This is a genomic window from Pseudomonas sp. (assembly GCF_046581935.1).
Taxonomy (GTDB): Bacteria; Pseudomonadota; Gammaproteobacteria; order Pseudomonadales; family Pseudomonadaceae; genus Aquipseudomonas.
The window spans coordinates 232,022-254,472 of the sequence record NZ_JAYGFK010000019.1; the positions used below are offsets into that span (position 1 = coordinate 232,022).

General features: G+C 60.2%; 20 protein-coding genes. 14 read left to right on the forward strand and 6 right to left on the reverse strand.

What is annotated here, in order from left to right:
- Nucleotides 1-30: 30 nt before the first annotated feature.
- The 3 genes from VCA57_RS17920 to cptA all read left to right on the forward strand — a co-directional run bounded on the left by VCA57_RS17920 (nucleotide 31) and on the right by cptA (nucleotide 4,314).
- Nucleotides 31-759 carry a carbonic anhydrase gene (locus tag VCA57_RS17920; RefSeq protein WP_411186421.1) on the forward strand — a complete coding sequence of 243 codons (729 nt, stop codon included), beginning with the start codon at nucleotides 31-33 and terminating at the stop codon, nucleotides 757-759.
- 63 nt (nucleotides 760-822) lie between these two features.
- Nucleotides 823-2,334 carry a SulP family inorganic anion transporter gene (locus tag VCA57_RS17925; RefSeq protein ID WP_411186422.1) on the forward strand — a complete coding sequence of 504 codons (1,512 nt, stop codon included), beginning with the start codon at nucleotides 823-825 and terminating at the stop codon, nucleotides 2,332-2,334.
- Nucleotides 2,335-2,568: 234 nt separating this feature from the next.
- Nucleotides 2,569-4,314, forward strand: a complete 1,746-nt coding sequence (cptA, locus tag VCA57_RS17930) for a phosphoethanolamine transferase CptA (protein WP_411186423.1) — start codon at nucleotides 2,569-2,571, stop codon at nucleotides 4,312-4,314.
- A gap of 81 nt (nucleotides 4,315-4,395) precedes the next feature.
- Here cptA and VCA57_RS17935 read toward each other — a convergent pair whose 3' ends face one another.
- From VCA57_RS17935 to VCA57_RS17955, 5 genes are all read right to left on the reverse strand, one after another.
- Nucleotides 4,396-5,472, reverse strand: a complete 1,077-nt coding sequence (locus VCA57_RS17935) for a polyamine ABC transporter substrate-binding protein (RefSeq protein ID WP_411186424.1) — start codon at nucleotides 5,470-5,472, stop codon at nucleotides 4,396-4,398.
- Nucleotides 5,473-5,550: 78 nt separating this feature from the next.
- Entirely contained in the window at nucleotides 5,551-5,892 is a 342-nt protein-coding gene (locus VCA57_RS17940; protein ID WP_411186425.1) for a cupin domain-containing protein, read from the reverse strand.
- 11 nt (nucleotides 5,893-5,903) lie between these two features.
- A complete protein-coding gene (locus tag VCA57_RS17945; protein ID WP_411186426.1) occupies nucleotides 5,904-7,310 on the reverse strand; it encodes an NAD(P)/FAD-dependent oxidoreductase in 1,407 nt (468 codons plus the stop codon).
- A 192-nt stretch (nucleotides 7,311-7,502) separates the two neighbouring features.
- Complete coding sequence (locus VCA57_RS17950; protein ID WP_411186484.1) at nucleotides 7,503-8,324, reverse strand: helix-turn-helix domain-containing protein; 822 nt, start codon at nucleotides 8,322-8,324, stop codon at nucleotides 7,503-7,505.
- 45 nt (nucleotides 8,325-8,369) lie between these two features.
- Nucleotides 8,370-8,768, reverse strand: coding sequence for a YkgJ family cysteine cluster protein (locus VCA57_RS17955; RefSeq protein WP_274087687.1), 399 nt, complete (start codon nucleotides 8,766-8,768; stop codon nucleotides 8,370-8,372).
- A 215-nt stretch (nucleotides 8,769-8,983) separates the two neighbouring features.
- Between VCA57_RS17955 and VCA57_RS17960 the strand changes: the two genes are divergently transcribed.
- From VCA57_RS17960 to VCA57_RS17990, 7 genes are all read left to right on the forward strand, one after another.
- Entirely contained in the window at nucleotides 8,984-12,574 is a 3,591-nt protein-coding gene (locus tag VCA57_RS17960) for a DUF2339 domain-containing protein (protein ID WP_411186427.1), read from the forward strand.
- A complete protein-coding gene (locus VCA57_RS17965) occupies nucleotides 12,571-13,932 on the forward strand; it encodes a DUF3999 domain-containing protein (RefSeq protein ID WP_411186428.1) in 1,362 nt (453 codons plus the stop codon). Before VCA57_RS17960 ends, VCA57_RS17965 begins: the two co-directional genes overlap by 4 nt.
- A gap of 194 nt (nucleotides 13,933-14,126) precedes the next feature.
- Nucleotides 14,127-15,773, forward strand: a complete 1,647-nt coding sequence (locus VCA57_RS17970; RefSeq protein WP_411186429.1) for a histidine kinase N-terminal 7TM domain-containing protein — start codon at nucleotides 14,127-14,129, stop codon at nucleotides 15,771-15,773.
- Nucleotides 15,774-15,952: 179 nt separating this feature from the next.
- Nucleotides 15,953-16,960 (forward strand): class 1 fructose-bisphosphatase, encoded by a 1,008-nt coding sequence (locus VCA57_RS17975; protein WP_411186430.1) that lies wholly within the window; start codon nucleotides 15,953-15,955, stop codon nucleotides 16,958-16,960.
- A gap of 3 nt (nucleotides 16,961-16,963) precedes the next feature.
- On the forward strand, nucleotides 16,964-17,578 hold the full coding sequence (locus VCA57_RS17980; protein ID WP_411186431.1) for a DUF924 family protein: 615 nt from the start codon (nucleotides 16,964-16,966) through the stop codon (nucleotides 17,576-17,578).
- A 68-nt stretch (nucleotides 17,579-17,646) separates the two neighbouring features.
- Nucleotides 17,647-17,901, forward strand: a complete 255-nt coding sequence (bamE, locus tag VCA57_RS17985) for an outer membrane protein assembly factor BamE (RefSeq protein WP_411186432.1) — start codon at nucleotides 17,647-17,649, stop codon at nucleotides 17,899-17,901.
- Nucleotides 17,901-18,464, forward strand: coding sequence for a lipocalin family protein (locus VCA57_RS17990; protein ID WP_411186433.1), 564 nt, complete (start codon nucleotides 17,901-17,903; stop codon nucleotides 18,462-18,464). The genes bamE and VCA57_RS17990 overlap by 1 nt, the downstream gene beginning before the upstream one ends.
- A gap of 1 nt (nucleotide 18,465) precedes the next feature.
- Here VCA57_RS17990 and VCA57_RS17995 read toward each other — a convergent pair whose 3' ends face one another.
- Nucleotides 18,466-18,912, reverse strand: coding sequence for a DUF2141 domain-containing protein (locus tag VCA57_RS17995; protein ID WP_411186434.1), 447 nt, complete (start codon nucleotides 18,910-18,912; stop codon nucleotides 18,466-18,468).
- A gap of 220 nt (nucleotides 18,913-19,132) precedes the next feature.
- Here VCA57_RS17995 and VCA57_RS18000 point away from each other — a divergent pair, with 220 nt between their 5' ends.
- Genes VCA57_RS18000 through VCA57_RS18015 form a run of 4 tightly spaced genes read left to right on the forward strand, consistent with a single transcriptional unit; the run spans nucleotide 19,133 to nucleotide 22,442 of the window.
- Entirely contained in the window at nucleotides 19,133-19,861 is a 729-nt protein-coding gene (locus VCA57_RS18000) for a dialkylrecorsinol condensing enzyme (RefSeq protein WP_411186435.1), read from the forward strand.
- Nucleotides 19,862-19,880: 19 nt separating this feature from the next.
- Nucleotides 19,881-21,053: a beta-ketoacyl-ACP synthase III gene (locus VCA57_RS18005; RefSeq protein WP_411186485.1), complete on the forward strand. Its 1,173-nt coding sequence runs from the start codon at nucleotides 19,881-19,883 to the stop codon at nucleotides 21,051-21,053.
- Nucleotides 21,043-21,450 (forward strand): hypothetical protein, encoded by a 408-nt coding sequence (locus VCA57_RS18010; RefSeq protein ID WP_411186436.1) that lies wholly within the window; start codon nucleotides 21,043-21,045, stop codon nucleotides 21,448-21,450. Before VCA57_RS18005 ends, VCA57_RS18010 begins: the two co-directional genes overlap by 11 nt.
- Nucleotides 21,447-22,442: a BtrH N-terminal domain-containing protein gene (locus tag VCA57_RS18015; RefSeq protein ID WP_411186437.1), complete on the forward strand. Its 996-nt coding sequence runs from the start codon at nucleotides 21,447-21,449 to the stop codon at nucleotides 22,440-22,442. Before VCA57_RS18010 ends, VCA57_RS18015 begins: the two co-directional genes overlap by 4 nt.
- The last annotated feature ends 9 nt before the right edge of the window (nucleotides 22,443-22,451 follow it).

Genomic DNA, 22,451 nt, shown 5'->3' on the forward strand with positions numbered 1-22,451 from the left:
CGATCACGGCAGATACAGGGGATACGTACGATGAGCTCAAGCACTTCCCGAACTGGGAACACCATCCACGCGGCTGAAACTGAAGAGGCTCAGGCTGCACTCGACACGCTTATTCAGGGCTTTCGCCGTTTTCGTCAGGATATCTACCCGGGCCAGCAGGCGTTGTTCAAGCGTCTGGCGAACGCCCAGCAACCTGGCGCAATGTTTATCACCTGCGCCGATTCGCGCATTGTCCCGGAACTGATCACCCAGAGTGATCCGGGCACGCTGTTCGTCACGCGTAACGTCGGCAATGTGGTACCGCCGTACGGGCAGATGAACGGCGGTGTTTCCACGGCCATCGAATATGCGGTGCTGGCGCTCGGTGTACGCCACATCATCGTGTGCGGCCACTCGGATTGCGGCGCGATGAAGGCCGTTCTCAACCCATCGAGTCTCGACGGTATGCCCACCGTTCGCGCCTGGCTGCGCCATGCGGAAGTGGCGCGCAGTGTGGTTGAGCGCAACTGCAATTGCGGCGCTCATGAAACCCTCGGGGTATTGACCGAGGAGAACGTGGTGGCGCAACTCGACCACTTGCGCACTCACCCCTCGGTTGCGGCACGCCTGGCCAGTGGTCAGCTCAGCATTCACGGCTGGGTCTACGACATCAACGCCGGCACCATCCGCGCCTATGACGTCGGTATTGGGCGCTTCTTCCCATTGGACGGCGACGAGCAGCCCTCGGCGACCCCTCAGCCGCGCTACGCCAGAGCCTAACAGCCGGCCCTTTGTCTGCCACCCAATGTGGCCGGCGAACATCCTTTTCTAGGAGAAAAGCTTATGAATGTGCTCCGTTCGCTGCCACGGGACGCACTGGCGTCTGTGGTGGTATTCCTCGTCGCTTTGCCGCTGTGTATGGGCATCGCCATCGCCTCTGGTATGCCGCCGGCTAAAGGCCTGATTACCGGCATTATCGGTGGTTTGGTGGTGGGCTTTCTCGCCGGTTCGCCGTTACAGGTCAGCGGCCCGGCAGCCGGTCTCGCGGTGCTGGTGTTCGAGTTGGTACGCACTCACGGCATGGCGGCGCTTGGTCCGGTGCTGCTACTGGCCGGCCTGATTCAGCTAGCTGCCGGGGCACTGCGACTCGGCGGCTGGTTCCGCGTCACGGCACCTGCGGTGATTTACGGCATGCTCGCCGGTATTGGCATCCTTATCTTGCTATCGCAAGTGCATGTGATGCTCGATGCCACGCCCAATGCTTCCGGGTTGGACAACTTGCTGGCCTTCCCCGGTGCGGTGGGCAATGCCTTTAGCGAGGTTGGCGGCAACGGGCTGACGGCAGGCTTGATCGGTTTGGCCACTATCGCGAGCATTTGGCTGTGGGAGCGCTACCGTCCTGCGCGGCTGCGCTTTCTGCCCGGCGCATTGATTGGCGTAAGCCTGGCGACCCTGCTTGCTTGGTGGTTGGCGCTGCCGATCAAGCGTGTGGAACTGCCGGCTAACCTCGGTGATGCCATCGATTGGATAACCCCGCAAGGTCTTGCCAGTCTGGCTGATCCGCAATTGCTGATCGCGGCGCTGGCGCTGGCGTTTATCGCCAGCGCGGAAACGCTGTTATCCGCTGCTGCGGTAGACCGCATGCACGACGGTCCGCGCACGCGCTTTAACCGTGAGCTGTCCGCACAGGGCATCGGCAACATGCTCTGCGGTGCGCTCGGCGCTTTGCCGATGACTGGAGTGATTGTGCGCAGCTCGGCCAACGTCCAGGCCGGTGCTCGTGGCAGGGCGTCGACAATCTTTCACGGGGCCTGGTTGCTGGGGTTGGTCGCTCTGCTGCCCGGTGTGCTGCAAAGCATTCCGGTGGCCAGCCTGGGTGCTGTGCTGGTGTATACCGGCTGCAAGCTGGTCGATTTCAAGGCCATTCGCCATCTCGGCCAGTACGGCCGTGTACCGCCGGTGATTTATGTCGCTACGGCGCTGAGTATTGTCTTCACCGATCTGTTGACCGGGGTGTTGGTGGGCTTTGCTCTGACCTTGCTGAAGTTGGTGTGGAACGCTTCACGCCTGCGCGTGAAGTTGCTCCCTGCCGCCCTCGGTTGCGCCGAACTGCGCATGAGCGGCGCGGCGACCTTCCTGTGTGTGCCGCAATTGGCCAAGCTGCTCGGCAGTATTGAGCCGGGCACCCAGCTGAGCTTGAGCCTGGCGCGAGTCAGCTATATCGACCATGCCTGCATGGAGTTGCTGGAAGACTGGGGACGCTCCGCACGGGCCCATGGCGGAGGCCTGGACATCGTCGAAGGCGCGGCCCTGAAACGTAGGGTGGAAGGTCGGCAGCGCACAGCGCTGGCCTGATCGTGGAGTGCTCGCTCACGCGGTTTGCTGGGCGAGGCGGCTAGAACGGGTGACTGGCGTGTTATGCGCAATGTGCGTAGTTGACCGAGCTAGTTAACAGAGCCCCAGCAGCGAAAGCCTGCGGGGGCTTTTTGTAAGCGCGCAAAAAGTTGCTCACTTAGCCAGGTGTTTGACGCAATTTTCACAGATGGACTGGCATAAAGACTGGGATTATTTAGGTGTCATGAGGTCGTCATGTCTGCAGCATTACAAGCGCCACCACGCCAGCGCGTGGACTGGGCCGGGTTGGGTTGGGCTTTTTTGTTCTTTTGGTATTTCTCTGGTGTTACCCAGCTACTGATTCAGGTGACGGGTACAACAGGCTTTGCCGGGTTTCGCCAGGCGCTGTTAGCCAGTGCGCTGTGGCTTGTGCCGTTGCTGCTTTGGCCGGCTCGTGCACGGCAATTGGCGGCCGGTATCGGTCTGCTGCTGTGGTTGTGCTCATTGGGCAGCTTTGGCTACTTTTTGATCTATGGTCAGGAGTTCTCGCAGAGCGTGATCTTCATCATGTTCGAATCGAACATCAATGAGAGCCGCGAGTACCTGATTCAGTATTTCGCCTGGTGGATGCTGCCGGCATTTGCCGCTTATGGCTTGGGTGGTTGGCTGCTATGGCGCAAGGTGCGGCCCGTGTACCTGTCGCGTCCAGGCGCGCTGTTCGCGGCGGCCTTGGCGCTGTTTGTGTCGGTGGGTTATCCGGCGTTACGGCAGTTCAGCAAGAATGATACCTGGCAGGCGGGGCTGGATAATTTTGCCCAGCGCATCGAAACCGCGACGCCATGGCAACTGGCCGTGGGTTACAAGAACTACCGCGAACAATTGGCCAACATGCAAGTGTTACTGGCCGAGAATGCCAGCATTCCACCGTTGGCTAACTTGAAGGACGCCCATGCAGGGCAACCGGCTACCTTGGTATTGGTCATCGGCGAGTCGACCAATCGCCAGCGCATGAGCCTGTATGGCTACCCACGTGAGACCACACCGGAGTTGGACGCGCTGCGTAGTCAGCTGCAGGTGTTTGATAACGTGGTAACGCCACGGCCATACACCATCGAGGCTTTGCAACAGGTGCTGACCTTTGCCGATCAGGAGCACCCAGAGCGCTACCTGACCACGCCATCGGTGATCAACCTGATGAAGCAGGCGGGCTATAAGACCTACTGGATCACCAACCAGCAGACCATGACTAAACGCAACACCATGCTTACCACCTTCTCCAAACAGGCGGACGAGCAGTTTTACCTGAATAACAACCGTGAGCAGAATTCGCGGCAGTACGACGGTGATGTGTTGGAGCCTTTTGCCAAGGTGCTGGCCGATGATGCGCCGCGCAAATTTATTGTGGTGCACTTGCTGGGCACCCATATGAGCTATCAGTACCGCTATCCACCAGAGTTTGAGCACTTCACTGATCGTACTGGTGCGCCGGCTAATGTCACTGATGATCAGCTGCCGACCTATAACAGCTACGACAATGCGGTGCTGTACAACGACCATGTGGTGGCCAGCCTGATCAAGGATTTGTCAGGGGCAAAGGCTGCGGGCATGTTGCTGTACCTGTCTGACCACGGTGAGGCAGTGTTCGATGCGCCTAAAACGGGTGTGCTGGGACGTAACGAGGCTGCGCCAACCAGCCCGATGTACACCGTGCCGTTTATTGTGTGGAACTCGCCGCAGTGGCCGCAGCGTGATTTCAGTAACACGCTGTCACGGCCATACAGTTCCTCGCACTTTATCCACACCTGGGCGGACTTGGCTGGGCTGCGCTTTGATGAGTACGACACGCACAAGAGCCTCGTCAGTAATGACTTCCGGGAAATGCCGCTACTGATTGGTAATCCGGAACAGCCGAAAAGCTTGATTGATTTCAGCTTGATCAAGCCCAAGACCAGCGTTGGCGCGCTAGCCCAACGCGAGAAACCCCAGGACGTTGAGCTTTAGCCACGCCAGGAGGTTACCGAAACGCCCCGCAAGCCTTGGTTTGCGGGGCTTTTTGTTGCCGGCGGGCGGCCTTTTTGTGGCTTAGATGCCGCTCTTGACCTTGCTCCAGATACGCGTGCGCACACGATCGATCTTTAATGGCATGGCCTCTAGCGCGTAGAGGTTGGCCATTGCGTCCTGCGGCGGGTAAACCGTGGCATCGGCTTTCAGTTTTGGGTCCACTAAGGCGTCGGCGGCGCTGTTGCCGTTGGCGTACTGCACATGGTTGGTGATCTGCGCGATTACCTCGGGTTGCAGCAGGTAATTCATAAAGGCGTAAGCGCCCTGTTCATTGTTGCTATCGGCCGGCATGGTGACCATATCGAACCAGATCGGTGTGCCTTCTTTGGGAATCACGTAGTTGATGCTGATGCCATTGCCGGCTTCGGTGGCGCGGTTGCCGGCTTGCATGATGTCGCCGGAAAAGCCTACGGCCATGCAGATGTTGCCGTTGGCCAGGTCGCCGACGTATTTCGATGAATGGAAATAGCGCACGTTCTTACGCATCTCCATCAGCAGGGCTTCGGCTTTTTTGTAGTCCTCGGGGTTCTTGCTGTGGTGCGGCAAACCGAGGTAATGCAGGGCGATGGGCAGCATCTCGGGACCATTGTCGAGAACCGCCACGCCGCATTGGCTGAGCTTGGCCATGTACTCGGGCTTGAAAATCAGGTCCCAAGAGTTGAGCGGTACATCCTCGCCGAGCACTTCACGCACTTTGGCGACGTTATAGCCGATCCCGGTGCTGCCCCACAGGTAAGGAAAGCCATATTGGTTGCCTGGGTCGTTGGTTTCCAGTGCCTTCATCAGTACCGGGTTGAGGTTGCTCCAGCCAGGTAGGCGGCTTTTGTCGAGTTTCTTCAGCGCGCCGCTCTGAATCTGTCGAGCCATATAGTGGTTGGACGGAAACACCACGTCATAGCCAGAACGCCCGGCCATCAATTTTGCATCTAGGGTCTCGTTGCTGTCGTAGACGTCGTAGTGGCTGCTGATACCGCTTTTTTGCTCGAATTGCTTGAGGGTGTCGGGCGCGATGTAGTCGGTCCAGTTATAGATACTGACGGTTTCTGCGGCCTGACTGACGCTGCTTAACAGAAGCAAAGGAAGCAATTTTTTCAGCATGGGAGTACCTCATCGTTTTTGTCGGTGTTGTCGAAGTGGCAGTTGTAAGTGACACGTGTTGGCCTACGCTGGGCCGGGTTATTTCAGGAGGACGAAGCTCTTACGCACGGTTTCCTGGATGTCCCAGATGCCGAAGGTGTTGGCCGGCAGCAGCAGGGCATCGCCTGCTTGGATTTGCATGGGTTCGCCGCCATCTGGGGTGAAGGTGCAGCGCCCGGCGATAAAGTGGCAGAACTCCTGCTGGGCGATCTGCCGCCGCCAGCGCCCTGGTGTGCATTCCCAGATGCCGGCGGCAACGCCGTCTGCGTGTTCGATGTCATGGCTGCTGGTGATGGCGACCGGTTCTCCGAGTGGCACGGCCACTGGGCTGCTGTCTGGCAATGCGAGTTGTGCAGTGTTTTTGAAGTGTTCGATGCTCATGAAGCTCTCCGTTAACGCATGAATTTTTCCATCGTGCCGGCCAGGTTGCTGGCCAGCTTGCGTCGCCAGGGCGCGCTGTCGGGGTTGGCGAGTACGCGGTCTTCATGCACAAAGCTCTGGATGATCGCGTTGTAGCCGAGCCAGCGCAGGGGTTCTGGTTCCCAGCGCGGCAGCTGCATGAGGGGCTGGTCGCCGAGCACCCAGGGCTGGCAGGTCAGCTCGCTCTGCTGGCCGAGAATCAGGTCAGCCAGGGTGCGCCCGCCGAGGTTGCTGGCGCCTACACCCTCGCCGCCATAGCCGCCGGACAGGGCGATGCCGTTACGTCGATCAACCAGCATGTGCGGCTGGAAGCGCCGGGCCATGCCGAGGTTGCCGCCCCAGGCGTGGGTGATGCGTACTTGCTTGAGCTGCGGGAACAGTTCGCCGAACAGGTAACGGCGCAGGTCGCGTTCGTTCTCGCTGAGGTTGAAATCGGTGCGTAAGCGGCCGCCAAAGCGGTAGCCGCCACGGGCGCCGAACACCAGACGGTCGTCGGCGCTGCGTTGGCCGTAAGTGACCTGTCGGCTGTTCTCGCTGAAGGCCTGGCCGCGCTCCAGGCCGATGTCGGCCCAGACTTCTTTGGGCAGCGGTTCGGTGGCCACAAGCAGGCTCTGCACCGGTAGCTGGTGTTTATCCAGGGGCGGCAGGCTGGCGGCATAACCCTCAACAGCCGGGACTATCCAATCCGCGTGCACGCTGCCGCTGGCGGTGCGGACCAGGCCGGTTTGCCAGTCGATCACCCGGCTTTGTTCATACAGTTCAACGCCCATGGCCGCCACGCAGCGGGCCAGACCACGTACCAGCTTGGCCGGCTGGATGGTGGCGCAGTGTGGCGTGTGGATCGCGCCGTAAGCGTTGGCCAGTTGCAGTTGCTTGCCGAGGTCAAAAGGCGTTAGCCAGCGGTAGTCGGTTTCATCCAGGCCCAGGGCGCGCAGTTCAGCCAGCTGACTTTGCAGGGCGGCGAGTTGTTCGGGGTAGCGTGCGGCGCAGTAGAGCACGCCGCCTTTGCGGTAATCACAGGCGATCTGCTCGCGCTGCAGTACGCTGGCTACCTCATCGGGAATGCTGTGCAGCAGTGCATAAGCGCTTTTGCGTGCGGCATTGGCTTGCCCGGCGAGCAAGCGATCCTGGCCGAGAAGGTTACCCATCAGCCAGCCGCCATTGCGCCCGGATGCGCCGAAGCCGGCAATCTCGCCTTCGAGGATAACGATACGCAGCTGCGGGGCTTGGCGTTTCAGGTAATAGGCGGTCCACAGGCCGGTATAACCGGCACCGATGATGGCTACATCGGCGTGCAGGTCTTCGGTCAGCGGGGGGCGGGCAGTCAGCGGTTCGCTTAGCTGATCCATCCACAGGCTGAGGGGGCACCATGGGTTCATCGTTTTCTCCGGCAAGTAAGTAACGCTGCGCAGAGTAGTAGTGAGGGCGTTAAGAACCTGCTCAAAGTCTGCTGCGCGTTGGCCCTGCGGCGTTAAAAGCAGGCTTGGATGCTCATGTACAGCTCGTACACTCCGCGCCCTCGCCTGTTTTTGCCTTGCATGACTCTAGCTCGCGAGACTTTGAACAGATTCTTAGGGCGTGTCTTGCGTGCGTGCCCGCAAGGAAATTTGTTTCAGGTAAGCCTTGGGTGACAAACCGGTATGGCGACGGAAGCAGCTGTAAAAGGCCGATAACGAATTGAAGCCGGCGGCGAACGCCAGGTCATCCATGCGCTGCAGGTCGTTACCCGCATCCAAACCCGCCAGCAGGTGCTGCAGGCGTTTCTGGTTGATATAGCGATAGAAGCTCTGGCCGAGCACCTGATTGAGCAGGTGAGAGATCTGATTACGGCTGTAACCGGTGGCAGCGGCGACCTGCTGCAAGCTCAGCTGCGGGTCAAGGTAGGCCTGCTCACGCTGCATGTACTCGTCCAGGTCCTGCGCCAGCAGACCCAGTTGACGGGCGCTGAGGCCGAGACGGCTGAGTGCAGGGCGTGAGGCACCAGCGGTTGTCTGCTCGCGTTCTTCGCGCATCAGCGTGGCGTATTCATGGATACGCCAGATCAGCCCGTCGCGCACGGTGATGGCTTCGCCCGTGCGAAATGCCAGCAGCCCGCCACTGCCCTGCAAGCTGATGCGGTACTGAATAAAGGCGGTGTGGCCATCGATGCGCATGCGGTCAGTGTGCTCCAGAGCTTCACCGGGCTGACGCGGCAGGTTGTTACGCACGTAGTCATGCAGCTCGGCAAGGCCCATGCAGCGCTGCTGGAAGAAGTCGTGATACTTAATATCCGGGTGATACAGCGCCATCACCGCGTCAAGGTCGCGGTCTTTCCAGCTGTAGTGATAGCGCATCACCGTAGCGCGGGTGCGCTCGGTCTGCTGGGCATCATCGGAGAAGTCAGGAATATGCATGGCTGCCAGCTTGCCCGAGGCTTGCTGGTAGCTCAATCCCACTGTTTAGCTCTTTGGCTTGTAAGCGCAGTAGCCAGGGCGTGGGCCGATCTTTGGGTGGTTACGGCAGGTGTCTGGGCGCTTCTCGTAGATGGTGCACAGGCGCGTTTTGCGGTCCAGGTAGTAGCAGTCGTTGTTGCTCATGCGCACCAGGGTGAAGATGCCCGACTTCTGGTGGAAACGCTCGACAAGGCCGTCTTTCTGAAGGCGCTTGGCGATGTTCTTAAGCGGCTCGCTGCGTTCAAATTCGTCGACTACGCCAATGCGGATCAGGTCGTTGAGACGCACCTCGACCGGCAGTGTGCAGCAGCTGGACATGCAGCTGTGGCACATATCGGCGGTGTATTTGGCCCAGGTGTCCAGGCGGTCGAGTTCGGCGGCGGCAATCAGGTTGTTTTTCATCAGGCAGGGCATGCGTCGGTTGGGCGGCGGGCGATGATAGCGGGCCTGATGGATTTTTGAATGACAATCTGCCAACTGGTCATTTTTTGTGCGGCTCATGCTTGGGAATTGTTTCTGTGCTGTGATGCGTGCGGCATTCGTCTCTTTGGGTATGTGGCGGGCAGCCTTTTATACTGCTGCGCAGTGTGTGCCCGCAGTCGGGCCGAGGGATGAACTGCATGCAATGGATTTTTATGCTGGTCGGGTTGGTGCTTGGTGCGTTGGCGGATGAGACGCTAACCACCTCGTTGCTCGGTGCTTTGCTTGGCCTGGGGCTTGGCCAGGCGCTCAAGCTGAGAGGGTTGGAGCGCGACAATGCGGCGCTAACGGCTCAGCTAAAGAGCTTTTCTCAGCGCTTTGAGCAAGGCACTACTGCGCTGTATGAGCGGTTGCTCAAGCTGGAGCAGGGCACTGCTCCAGCGCCGGAGGCTTCGTCAGCAGCAGAGCCGGTGAGCGCTGTTGCCGAGCCCGAGCCTACTGCCGCACCCATCGCTAGCGCCCAGGCGGCTGAGGTTGAGCTGGACTGGAACCTGGATTTTGTTCTGCCTGAAGCCAAGTCTGAGCCGGCCCCAGCTCTGCTGGCTGAGCCTGATTTGGCCGAGCCAAGCGCGCAGCCCGCTAAACCGCAGATGCCTGCCGAGCCGCGTCAGCCAACGCTATTCGAGCGGGGCTTTAGCGCCGCCAAGAACTGGCTGCTGGGTGGCAATACGGTGCTGCGCGTTGGTGTTGTGCTGTTGTTTCTCGGCCTGGCCTTCCTGTTGCGCTACGCCACTGAAGGCGTGGTGGTGCCGGTTGAGCTGCGTTATGCCGGCGTGGCGGCCAGTGCGGTAGCGCTGCTGGCGTTGGGCTGGTGGCTGCGGTTACGCAACCCGAACTATGCGCTGATGCTGCAAGGAACCGGGGTTGCAGTGCTGTATCTGACGGTGTTCGCCGCGATGCGTCTGCATCCTCTGCTGGACCCCAGCATGGCGCTAGGCCTGTTGGTGCTGGTCACGCTGTTTTCGGCGATTCTGGCGGTTAAACAGGATGCCCTAGGCTTGGCTGCCGCCGCTGCTCTAGGTGGTTTCGCCGCGCCGATTCTGACCTCCACCGGCAGCGGCAATCATGTGGCGTTGTTTAGCTATTTCGCCCTGCTGAATACCGGGATTTTTGCCATCGCCTGGTTCAAGGCCTGGCGGCTGCTTAACCTGATCGGCTTTGTTGGCACCTTCGGCATCGGTTTCGCCTGGGGCATGCGCTCCTACACGCCGGAACTGCTGTGGAGCACCGAACCATTCCTGATTCTGTTCTTCTTGATGTACGTCGCCATCGGCCTGCTATTTGCGCGGCGCAAGCTGCGTGAGGCTCTGGACGCCCCCGAGGATCGCGCTGAGTTGCTGCGCTGGGCCGCGCGCAAGGGCGACTATATTGATGCCACGGTGTTGTTTGGTCCGCCGTTAGTAGGTTTTGGTTTGCAGTTCGCGCTGGTGCAGCACATCGAGTTTGCTGCGGCGTTTAGTGCCCTGGCGCTCGGCCTGTTCTACTTAGTGCTGGCGCGGCTATTGGTCGGCCGCACCGGTGATCGCGCCGCGCTGCTGGTGGAAACCTGCCTAGCGCTGGGTGTGGTATTCGGCAGCCTGGCGATTCCGCTGGGGCTGGACGCGCGCTGGACGTCGGCGGCCTGGGCCGTGGAGGGCGCGGGCATCTATTGGCTTGGCCTGAGGCAGCAACGCAGCCTGGCGCGGGCGTTTGCCCTGCTGCTGCAGTTGGGGGCGGCCGTGGCGTTCGCCATCGGCCTGCATGCTGGCGAACTAAGCCTGCTGGACGGCGCGCCATTGGGCGCGTTGATGCTCGGCGTCGCCTTGTTGTTCAGCTACTGGCAGCTACGCCAGAACACCGAACAAGCCAACAGCTGGGAGGTGCGCGGGTTGCCGGTGCTGGCTTGTGCGGGGCTGGCCTTTGTCTATCTGATTGCGCCGCTGTTATTTGCCGCTCAGGGCACGGCGATTAGTTGGGCGCTGGCCGGTTTACTGACGCTGTGGGTTGGCCTGCGTCTGCAGGCGCGTAGTTTTCTCTTCAGCGCGTTTGCCGTGCAGTTGCTCGGTGGCCTGGTGTTTATGCTGCAGATGGCCGGCAGTGAGGTCTACGGCCCAGGTGGCTTTGCTGCCGGTTGGCAGGGTTTGCTGACCTCTTCGCTGATTGGCTTTGGTTTGATTGCCGGCATGTTGCTGGCGGCGCGTGATCCGCAAGTCGGTAAGGACCGGCGCTTGCTGCGCGGTCTCTCTGTCGTGCTGCTGGTTGGTTTGGTGTTCCTCAACCTGGCCGTGCTATTCGTCCTACCTTGGGCCACGGCCAGCGCGGTATGGGGCGGCAGTGGGCTGCTGATTATCTGGCTCAGTTTGCATCTGCAGCAACGCGCCAGCTTTATCTTCGGCCTGCTGCTGCAGGTGTTGGCGGGGCTGGTATTCCTCGCGGTCAGCCCGCTGCTGTTTGGTTATTTGTCTGCCGAAGGTCTGCGGCCATTGGCCCATGTGGACTTCTGGACGCCGCTGGTGCTCGGCGTGGCGGCTCTGATTGGCGCCTGGCGTTTGCAGGCGCTGGCGCGCAGAGAGGCACCGAATGCACTGGGTAACTTCAGCTTGCTTGGCCTGGCGCAGCTGTTGCTGGTGTGGGGTGCTGCCTGGTGGGCACTGGCGCTGAGCAGTGAAGTGCTGCGTTTTGTCGCGCCCGAGTGGCAGGCCAGTGTTTTGCTGGTGGTGCTGGCCGCCAGTGTGGCCTTGGCGGCGTTCCTCGCTCCGCGTACGCGCTGGACCGAACTGGCGCTGCTGTGTTGTCTGTTGATTCCGTTGGCCGGCGTGGTGCTGCTACATGCCTGGCACCTGCAGTATCACCCGGCGGCGCAGTTTGCTTGGCTGGCCTGGTTGCTGCTGTTTGTCGTGCACTTCTGGGCGCTGCGGCGCTTGGCGGCGCAGTTGCCAGCTGGTGCGTTGAGCGCTGCGCATGTGCTTGGTTGCTGGCTGCTGTTGGGCGTGCTGGCGTTGGAGTTGCGTTATCTGCTGCTGGCCCTGTCGGAGCATTACAACGCCTGGCGCTGGCTGGGCTGGGCATTGTTGCCGAGCGGCTATCTGTGGCTGATGTCGCTGCCGCGGCGCTGGCCTTGGCCAATTGCGGCCTACCCACGGCAATACCGTTTGCTGGCGGCGGCGCCGCTGGCGTTGTTGATGCTCGGCTGGTTCTGGCTGGCCAACTTGGTCAGTGCCGGGGATGCCGAGCCGCTGGCTTACCTGCCGTTGCTTAACCCGCTGGAGCTGGGCCTGCTGTTTGCTCTCGGCGCGGTGTTCGCCTGGTCGCGCATGGCGCTGGCCGAGTTGGCGGTTGACGCGGTGCGTAGCCAGTGGCTGACCCAGGCCGTGGCGGGGGCTTCGCTGTTCGCCCTGCTGACGGCGATGGTGATGCGCACGGCTCATCATTGGGGCGGCGTGCCTTATCAGTTGGATGCCTTGCTAGATTCGATGCTGGTGCAGGCGGGGTTGTCGATCGTCTGGACGCTGATTGCCCTGTCGCTGATGGTTCTTGGTAACCGTCTTGGCCGGCGCGAGTTGTGGCTGATTGGCGCGGCGTTGATTGCCGTAGTGGTGGCCAAATTGTTCTTTGTGGAGTTGGGTAATCGCGGTGGCCTGGAGCGCATCGTGTCGTTTATTGGGGTGGGTGTGTTGCTGCTGGTGGTGGGCTATTTCGCCCCGTTACCGGCACGCAAGGTGGATGCGGATCAGCCGCAGGAGCAAGCATGATGAGCGATTTACCACTGCGTGCGATTTGCGTGTTGTTGGCCGGACTGCTGCTCGGTGGGCAAAGCCAAGCGCAAGAGCTGCCGGACGATTACGCCATGCAGGTGCCATTGGCGCTTGCTGGCGAGGGGCCTTGGTTTCGTTTGGAAATCCCCATGGCGCTGCATTTTGCTGCGAAATATGGCGATTTGCGTGACGTGCGGGTGTTCAACGCCGAGGGTCAAGCGCTGGCCTATGCGCTGGTGGCCGGGCAGGCTGAGTCACCTGACAATCAGCAGGAACATGCGGTGAAGCGCTTCCCGCTGTATGCCGAGCAGGGCAGCGATAGCGCTGCGCCTAGCCTGCGGGTGCAGCGCAGTAGCAGTGGCACGCTGATCGAGTTGCTGGATGACGCTGACAACCAGCCTAAGCCGGCACTGCTGCGCGGTTGGTTACTCGATGCCAGTGCCCTGGAAGACCCACTGGTACAACTGCAGCTGGATTGGGACAGCGCTGAGGAAGGCTTTCAGCGCTTTAGCATCGAGGCCAGTGATGACCTGAAAACCTGGCAATCCTGGGGCAGTGGCCAGTTGGCGCGGTTATCGTTTGCCGGCGAGCGTGTTGAGCAGCGTCAGGTCGAGTTGCCGGGGCGCAAGGCGCGCTACCTGCGGTTGCTTTGGCAGAGCCCGCAACAGGCGCCGCAGTTGACGGCCGCCAGCTTGCAGAGTCAGCAAAGCGCGCCGGCGCCGCTGGTGTGGTCGCAGCCGCTGGTGGCGACACGCAGTGAGGATGGTCAATACCAGTGGCAGTTGCCATTGGCCTTGCCATTGCAGCGCCTGCATGTCGAACTCAGCCAGGCCAACAGTCTGGTGCCTATTCGGGTCAGCGCTCGTAGTGAAGCCAAGGGCGCTTGGCAGCCGCTGGCCCAGGGCCTGCTTTATCGGCTGCCGGAGAATGGCGTGGAGGTCCGTCAGGATGAATTGCCATTGCCGGGATGGGCGGTGCAGCAACTGCGCGTGCAGGTTGATGAGCGCGGTGGTGGCCTCGGCAGCGAGCCGCCACAGATCAAAGTGGCCGTGCGGGCTACGCAGTTGGTATTCCTGCAGCGTGGCAGCCCGCCCTATCGGTTGGCGCTCGGGCGTGCAGGGGGTGAATCGGCAGCCTTGCCGTTGGCTACCTTGATCCCCGGTTATCAGCCACAGCGCTTGCGTTTGCTGGGCACGGCCGAAGCCCAGTTACCGGCCGGCGGCAACGCCCAGCAGGAGCAAGCCGTCAGCAGCCATGACTGGAAACGTTGGGGATTGTGGCTGGTGTTAATGCTCGGCGTAGCTTTATTGGCGCTGATGGCTGTCAGCCTGTTGCGTCGCACGGGCGCAGAGTAGAGGCCGCTAACAGCAATAAAGCCAAGCTGGCTAACGGCTTTTACAGTATCTTTGGCATCTTCAGTTGACTGGCGTTTGAGGTCACGAAGGCCCTTGCGTACTTCTACAGCAACCCGCTTTGGGATGGTTCTCTTGCGTTTGCCCGGCTTGTTTGACAAGCGCCCGCAGCCGTTTTACTTGGCAGCGCTCTACCGATGAATGCCTGCGGTAATTCCGGCTGGGCGCTGAGTGCGCCCGTTATCTTAACCAGCCTGGTTTGTCTCGGCGTGCTGCTGCTTGCTCGCTGGGTCATGTGTCAGCGCTATTTTCCTGGGCGCGAGAGCTTTATTGTTCTGCACCTGGCTAGCCTCTGGTGGATGATCGCTGCCAGCCTGGAAATAGCCGCGCAAGGCCCGGAATGCAAGGTGTTCTGGGCTACTATGGCTTGGCCGGGCATTCTCGCGACGCCAACGTTCTGGGCCGTTTTCCTCTGGCAATACGTCAACAGTGTTCGGCAGCCGCTGCCGCTGCGCAGCACCCTGGGCTTGGCTGTGGTGCCGTTGTTGATCTGGCTGATGGCGCTGAGCAACCCTTGGCATGGCTTGTTCTACGGCGCGGGCACTGCGCCGCTGAGTGATGAGGCTGGCTCGCCAATCCGCTATGAGCATGGGCCGCTTTTTTACATTGCGGCTGTTTACGTCTACTTATTTATGACCTTTTGCATGGGCGTGGTGCTACGTGCGGCGCTCGTCAGCAGTGGCGTGCATCGTCGGCACTACCTGGCGTTTGTTTTCGTCACAGTGGTGCCCTGGGGGGCCAACATCAGTTATGTGGTGTTCGGCTGGATGTTGTTCGGCTTCGACCCTACACCCTTCAGCTTCACCTTTACCCTTGTGGCGTTCGCTTGGCTGATTGTTGGCGTTCGCCTGTTCGACCTGCTGCCTGTAGCGCGCCACCTGCTGCTGGATGCATTGCTCGATCCGGTGTTGGTGGTGGATACGCAGTTGCGCGTGATTGATGCCAATCCGGCAGCGCTGAAACTCGCCAACCTGCAAAGTGGCTGGCAGGGCAGGGAGTTGGTGAACTGGCCGATTCTTGGCGCGGATTTGCAACAGCTACTGAGTCAGCCGGTAGAGGGTGAGCAGGACCGTCTGCTAACGCTGGCCAACTCTGCGCGCTATTTTGAAGTGCGTATCCGCGCCATTGAGCGTGTGACCCATCGTGGCACGCTGGTGCTGGGAAAAATGCTCTACCTGCGAGATGTCACCCAGCGCCGCCTCAGTGAGTTGAAGTTGGCTGAAGCGTTGGCGCTTAGTGAGGAGCGCTTGCGTACCATCACCAGCTTGCATGAGCAGCTCCAGGAACAGGCGCTCTGCGATCCGCTCACCGGGCTTTATAACCGCCGTTACCTGGATGAGTTTTTCGCCCGTGAGCTGGCGCTGGCGCAGCGAGAACGCTCGCCTATCGCCCTGGCGCTGATTGATCTCGATCATTTCAAACAGCTCAATGACGAGCATGGTCACCTAGAAGGCGATGACGTGCTCAAGGGTGTGGCGCAGCACTTATTGGAAAACCTGCGTAGTTCGGATGCTGTGTTCCGCATCGGTGGTGAAGAGTTTCTGCTGATCCTGCCGCGCGCTGATGCGTGTGAAGCGCGTAGCCGGCTGGAGTCCATTTGCTGTGATTTGGCTGCACATCCGCTGCCAACCCGTGGCGGGGCGCGCTACGTGACGCTGTCTGCCGGTCTGGCCATGTGGCCTGAGCAGGGCTTGGTGCTTGATGAGTTGCTGCAGGTCGCCGATGCGGCGCTCTATCAGGCCAAGCATGAAGGGCGTAATAGAGTCTGCAGCCTGAGCCAGTAGTCTGTGGTGGGCAAATTGGTTGCGCTGGGTTCTCCACTGTTGTGGCCAAGCATCGCTCTGCCTACGGACTCATTGAGCCAACTCCGGCTGGCTGTGCAGCATCCTTCCATCCAGTGCTGAGGCGCTTTGCCTGTTAAAGGGGTAAACTGCGCGCGATTTCATTCCCTCCGGAGCCGTCCATGTCCCGCGTTACCCTCAGCCGCTACCTGATCGAGCAGACCCGCAGCCACAACACCCCGGCCGATCTGCGTTTCCTTATCGAAGTGGTTGCACGGGCCTGTAAGGAAATCAGCCATCAGGTTTCTAAAGGCGCACTGGGCGGCGTGCTGGGCAGCATGGGCACGGAAAACGTGCAGGGCGAAGTGCAGAAGAAACTTGACGTGATTTCCAACGAAATTCTTCTGGAGGCCAACGAGTGGGGCGGTCACCTGGCGGGCATGGCTTCCGAGGAGATGGACAACGCCTACCAGATCCCAGGCAAGTACCCGAAGGGCGCCTACCTGCTGGTATTCGACCCTCTGGACGGTTCCAGCAACATCGACGTTAACGTTTCAGTCGGTACTATCTTCTCGGTTCTGCGTTGCCCGGATCGTAACGGCAATGAAGGTGACCTGGGGGAAGAGGCCTTCCTGCAGCCTGGCACTGAGCAGGTTTGCGCCGGTTACGCGATTTACGGCCCGCAAACCATGCTGATGTTGACCCTCGGTGATGGCGTCAAGGGCTTCACCCTGGACCGCGAACTGGGCAGCTTCGTGCTCACCCACGACAACATCCGCGTACCGGAAGCGACCAAAGAATTTGCCATCAACATGTCTAATCAGCGCCACTGGGAAGCCCCGGTACAGCGCTATGTCAGCGAGTTGCTGGCTGGCGAGGAAGGCCCGCTGGGCAAGAACTACAACATGCGTTGGGTTGCGGCGATGGTTGCCGACGTGCACCGCATCCTCACTCGTGGCGGCGTATTTATGTACCCACGCGACAGCCGCGAGCCGGAAAAGCCAGGCAAGCTGCGTTTGATGTACGAAGCCAATCCGATGTCGATGATCATCGAGCAGGCCGGTGGTGTGGCCACCAACGGTACTCAACGGATTCTTGATATTCAGCCCACCTCTCTGCACCAGCGTGTGGCCGTGTTCCTCGGCTCGAAAGAAGAAGTGCTGCGCATCAGCGCCTACCACCGGGAATAACCTGTGCAGCCTTGGCAGCCGTTGCTTGACTGGTGGTTCGGTGCGGCCGGCTGCGGCTCTGGTGCGACGGCTGCCGAAGTGGCCGCCAGTCGCACAGCGCTCTGGTTTGCCAAGCGTGAGCAGCAGGACAAACAAGCCGGCGAGCTGTTCGGTGCTCAGGTCGAGCAGGCTTTAGCGGGGCAGCTGCAAGCGTGGCAAGGTGAGCCTCAAGGCTGGTTAGCAACCTTGCTGTTGCTTGATCAGCTACCACGGATGATTTACCGCGACACCCCGCGTGCCTTCGCCGGCGACCCGATAGCTCAATCTTTGCTTTTGCCGGGTCTTGCGCAGGGTTGGGATCAGCAACTGTCGCCCATCCAGAGGGTGTTTGCCTATCTGGTGTTGGAGCATGCTGAAAATTTGCCCCAGCAAAACCAGGCTGTGCAACTCTTTCGCGTGTTGCATGAGCAAGCCGCAACCGCCGAGCGCGAGCTGTTTGCTGGTTACCTCGACTATGCCGAGCGCCATCAACGGGTGATTGCTCGCTTTGGTCGCTTCCCCCATCGCAATCAGATTCTTGGCCGCAACAGTAGCGCCGAGGAATCTGCCTTTCTGTTGGAACCGGGCTCGCGTTTCTAGCGTCGAAGCAGGCAGGTTCGCTATTGCTATGCCAAGCTGGTCTTGGTTCTTTCCTTAGGAGTTTTTCCATGTCTCTGCGTGTTGTTGCCCTACTCGCCGCTTGCCTGGCTTTGGCTGCCTGCAGCAAGGTCAATCAGGATAATTATGCTCAGCTCAAGCCGGGCATGACTAAGGATGACGTCGAACGCCTGCTGGGCGGTCCTGACGAGTGCGCGGGCGCTCTGGGCATGTCCAGCTGCACCTGGGGTGATGAACAGCGCTTTATCAGCGTGCAGTACGCTGGCGACAAGGTCATGCTGTTTTCCGGCAAGGGGCTGAAGTGATGCGCCTGGTTATCGCCTTAGCCGCCGTAGCTGTGCTGGCAGGCTGCGCCAACTCGGGCACCGGTGTTGTGCCACCACAGACCGTGGATAAGGTTGATCTGCAGCGCTATCAGGGCACCTGGTATGAGCAGGCGCGCCTACCGATGTTCTTCCAGCGCAACTGCGCCCAGTCTGAAGCGCACTATGAATTGCAGGCCGGCGGCACACTTGGCGTGATCAACCGTTGTCGCACCTTGGATGGTGAGCAGCAGGAGGTCAAGGGCGAGGCCATGGCCCAGGTGCCGGGTGAGACGAACAAACTCTGGGTGCGTTTTGATAACTGGGTCAGCACTCTGCTGCCGGGACTGACCAAGGGTGAATACTGGGTGCTCTACCTGGATGATGACTACCAGAGCGCGCTGGTTGGCCACCCTAACCGCAAGTACCTCTGGCTGTTAACGCGTGATCAGGATCTCAGCCCACAAACCCGCGAGACCTTGCTGGCAGAAGCGCGCAAGCGCGGTTATGACACCAGTGAGCTGATCTGGCGGCGCACTGATGCTGAGATGGTCTTAAAGCACTAACTTAGCGTTTGGCTTTCGGGCTTTGCAGGCGGATGTGCAGTTGGGTGTCTGCGCTGCCGTGTTCGAACAGGCTGTCGCGTGGCGTGGGCTTGCCGTTGAGCAGTGCTGGGTTGGCAGAAAAGCCCACCGGTTCCAGCGGTATGCCGCGCCGGCCCTGATCAAGTTGGCCGTTGCCATTGCTGTCTTGGTACAGCTCAATGGCATAGCGGCCCGGCGGCACGTCGCTCAGCTGCAGCTGTGCGTTATCGCTGTACTGCTGGCGCAGCGGTTGTTCCGGCCAGCGTTTCTGCTCGGCACTGACCAAGGCCGCATGCACGCGCCCGCTGGCTTGTATGCCATCGACTGTGACCAGGACGTCGCCAGCCTGGACATATGAGCCGACCAGTAGCAGCCAAAGGCCGATCTGATAGCTAGCCTTCTTTACGGTTTGAAGAATTCTCTGTGGCATAATTCGGGGATTTCGCAGGAAGTGGCTGGCGATGCGTCGGGTCTTAATCGTTCATTTTTCGCAAACCGGCCAGTTAGACAGGTTGGCGCAGTCAGTTTGCGCCCCGCTGCAACAGTGCGGGGATATTCAGCTGGATTTCCTGACGCTGCAACCCGCACAACCTTACCCGTTTCCTTGGCCGTCTCTCGATTTTTTCCGGATTTTTCCTGAGACCGTATTGATGCGCCCACAGCCCTTGCGGCCATTGGTTGTGGATGCCAACAAGCGCTATGACTTGGTGATCCTGGCCTATCAGGTGTGGTTCCTGTCGCCGTCGCAGCCGATGACCGCGTTTCTTGCCTCACCTGAGGCAGCACAGTTGCTCAAGGGCACGCCGGTGGTCACCTTGATTGGCTGTCGCAACATGTGGCTGATGGCCCAGGAAAAGGTTAAGGAACGGCTGAGTGATTTGGGCGCGCGGCTGGTCGACAATATTGCCCTGACCGATGCCTGCGGTACTGCCGCGAGCTTCCTGGCGACTCCGTTGTGGTTGTTTACGGGCCGGCAGAAACCCTACAGCTGGGTGCCGCGCGCGGGCATTGCAGAGGCCGAGATTAGCGCCGCCAGTCGCTTTGGCCAGGCCATGCGAGAGCGTTTGCTGAAGGATGAACTGCCGATCATACAGCCCATGCTCAAAGGGCTTGGCGCGGTGCGTATCGATGAAAAGCTGATCGCCAGTGAGAAAGTCGGCCGCCGCAGCTTCCTCTTGTGGAGCCGTTTGCTCGCGGCACTCGGGCCACAGCAAAGCCGTCGACGCGCTGTTGGTCTGGTCGTTTATATCGTGTTTTTGTTGTGCCTGATCGTCACCGTCGTGCCGCTCAGCGCCTTACTTAAGAAACTGCTGGCACCTCTGTTCAAGGAGCGAACGCAGCGTGAGAAGTCTTACTTCGCTGGTCCATCTGGCGAGTGAAGTGACCCGAGGAAGCCCCGTGGTACAGCCTGTATTTATTAACCGTGTTAGCGCTTTTCTGCCTTTTGAGCCCGTTACTAACGAGCAAATGGAAGACCGTCTGGGTAGGGTCGGCGGTAAGCCTTCGCGGGCGCGCAAGTTAGTCCTGCGCAGTAATGGCATCCAGCAACGCCATTATGTGATCGACCCACAGAGCGGCGAGCCGGCGATGAGCAATGCGCAAATCAGCGCGGCGGCCATTCGCGGCCTGTTTGATGCCAGCGTGCAATTGAGCGAGCTTGATTGCCTGGTGGCCAGTAGCGCCTCGCCGGATCAAACCATGCCCGGTCATGCGGTGATGGTGCAGGGTGAGCTGGGTAATCCGCCGTGCGAAGTGGTGTCCACCGCCGGTATCTGCCTGTGCGGCATGACCGCCCTGAAGTACGCCTGGATGAGCGTGGCCAGCGGCGAAAGCCGTAACGCGGTGGCGTGCGGCTCGGAAGTGGCCTCGACCTTGATGCAGGCGAGTAACTTCAACGCCGAGTACGAGAGCCGTGTTGAAGAGTTAGAAAGCCACCCGGAGATTGCCTTCGAGAAGGACTTTTTGCGCTGGATGCTTTCCGATGGCGCGGGCGCGGTGTTGTTGCAGGGCCAGCCAAACCCCACGGGCTTGAGTTTGCGCATCGACTGGATCGATATTCTCTCCTTCGCAGACCAGATGCCGGCGTGTATGTACGCCGGTGCGCAAATGGTCGATGGCCAGTTGCAGGGCTGGAGCCGATACGATGGCGTTGAGCGTAATCGGCGTTCGCTCATGGCGATCAAGCAGGACGTCAAACTGCTCAACGACAACATCGTCAAATACACCGTTGAAGAGACGCTTAAACGCATCATGGCGCGGCGCGAGTTGCAGGCCGATGCCATCGACTACTTCCTGCCGCACTATTCCTCCGAGTTCTTCCGTGAACGTCTGGCCGTCGGGCTGGCCAATGCTGGGCTGCCGATTCCGCAGGCGCGCTGGTTCACTAACCTGACCAGCAAGGGCAATACTGGCTCGGCGTCGATCTTCATCATGCTTGATGAGCTGTTCAATTCCGGACGTTTGCACAGTGGCCAGCGCTTGCTCTGCTATGTGCCGGAAAGTGGGCGCTTCTCCAGTGCCTTTATGCATCTGACAGTGGTTGGTCAGGAGGGCGATAACAGTGAAGCTTGATGAGGTTCCCCAGGATCACAGTTCCACCTACGGCGGCCACAGCAAACTGGTCTACGCGGTGGATGCCAGTGGCCATTACCAGGGTGCGCAAAGTGATGGCTGGGAGCCGGAGGCCTTTGCCACCCAGTTGGCCGTGGCCGAGCTGCAGGAGCAGGAGGCCGAGGCCGAAGCGGGCTGGCAGCGTGGTGAACTGTCGCCGCTGAAATGCCTGATGTATCGCTACCGCATGGATGAGCCGGCGCTCGCGCAGATTACCGGTCTGTGGCAATGGCGCATTCGTCGGCATTTCCGCCCCGCACGTTACAAGAAACTGTCGCCGGCCATTTTGGCCCGGTATGCCGAAGCCTTCGGGCTGCCTGTTGCGCAATTGATCACTTATCAGAAGGACTTGGCATGAGCAGCGTTCAGCATCAACAGAGTGCCCACTGCGAAAGCGGGGTAATGGCCAGCCTGTTGACCCATGCCGGCCTGCCAATGAGCGAGCCGATGGCCTTTGGTTTGGCCTCGGGTTTGGCGTTTGCCTACTTGCCGATCGTTAAGCTCAGTGGCATGCCGCTGATTGCCTACCGCATGCCGCCCAGGCACTTGATCAAAACTCTCAGCAAGCGCCTGGGCGCTCGGCTGCAAACGCGTACCTTTAATAACCCCGAGCAGGGTCGCCGTGAACTGGATGTGGCGCTCGACAGCGGGCGTCTGACCGGGTTGCAGAGCTCGGTGTTCTGGTTGCCGTATTTTCCGCCGGAGATGCGCTTTCACTTCAATGCACACAACTTGCTGGCCTATGGCCGTGAGGGTAATGAATACCTGATCAGTGATCCGGTATTTGAAGAGCCGGTGCGTTGTGCTGCCGAGGATTTGCAAAAGGCCCGTTTCGCCAAAGGCGCGCTGGCGGCCAAGGGTTTGATGTACTGGCTGGACGATGTGCCGGTGGAGCAGGACTGGGACCGATTGATCCGCCAGAGCGTGCTGTCTACCACGCGGATTCTTGATGGTATGCCGCTGCCGTGGATTGGTGTTCGCGGTATTCAACACCTGGCCAAGCAGATCGAGAAGCTCGATCCGGCGCAAAGCAAATACAACCGTTTGTACCTGACCCACATCGTGCGCATGCAGGAAGAGATCGGTACGGGCGGCGCGGGTTTTCGCTTTATGTATGCGAGTTTTTTGCAGGAGGCCGGGGAGAAACTTGGCGACCGCAACCTGCAGGACGCCTCGGCGCAGCTCACGGCGATTGGCGACAACTGGCGTCAGTTCGCCTCGGCCTGCGTGCGTGCCAGTCGCAACAAGACTGAAACCCCAAACTTCGGGCCCATCGCCGAAGGGCTGCGCAGCATTGCCCAGCAGGAGCGCGGGCTGTTTAAGGAACTGGCGGCCTGGAGTAAGCGCTAGGCCTGACGC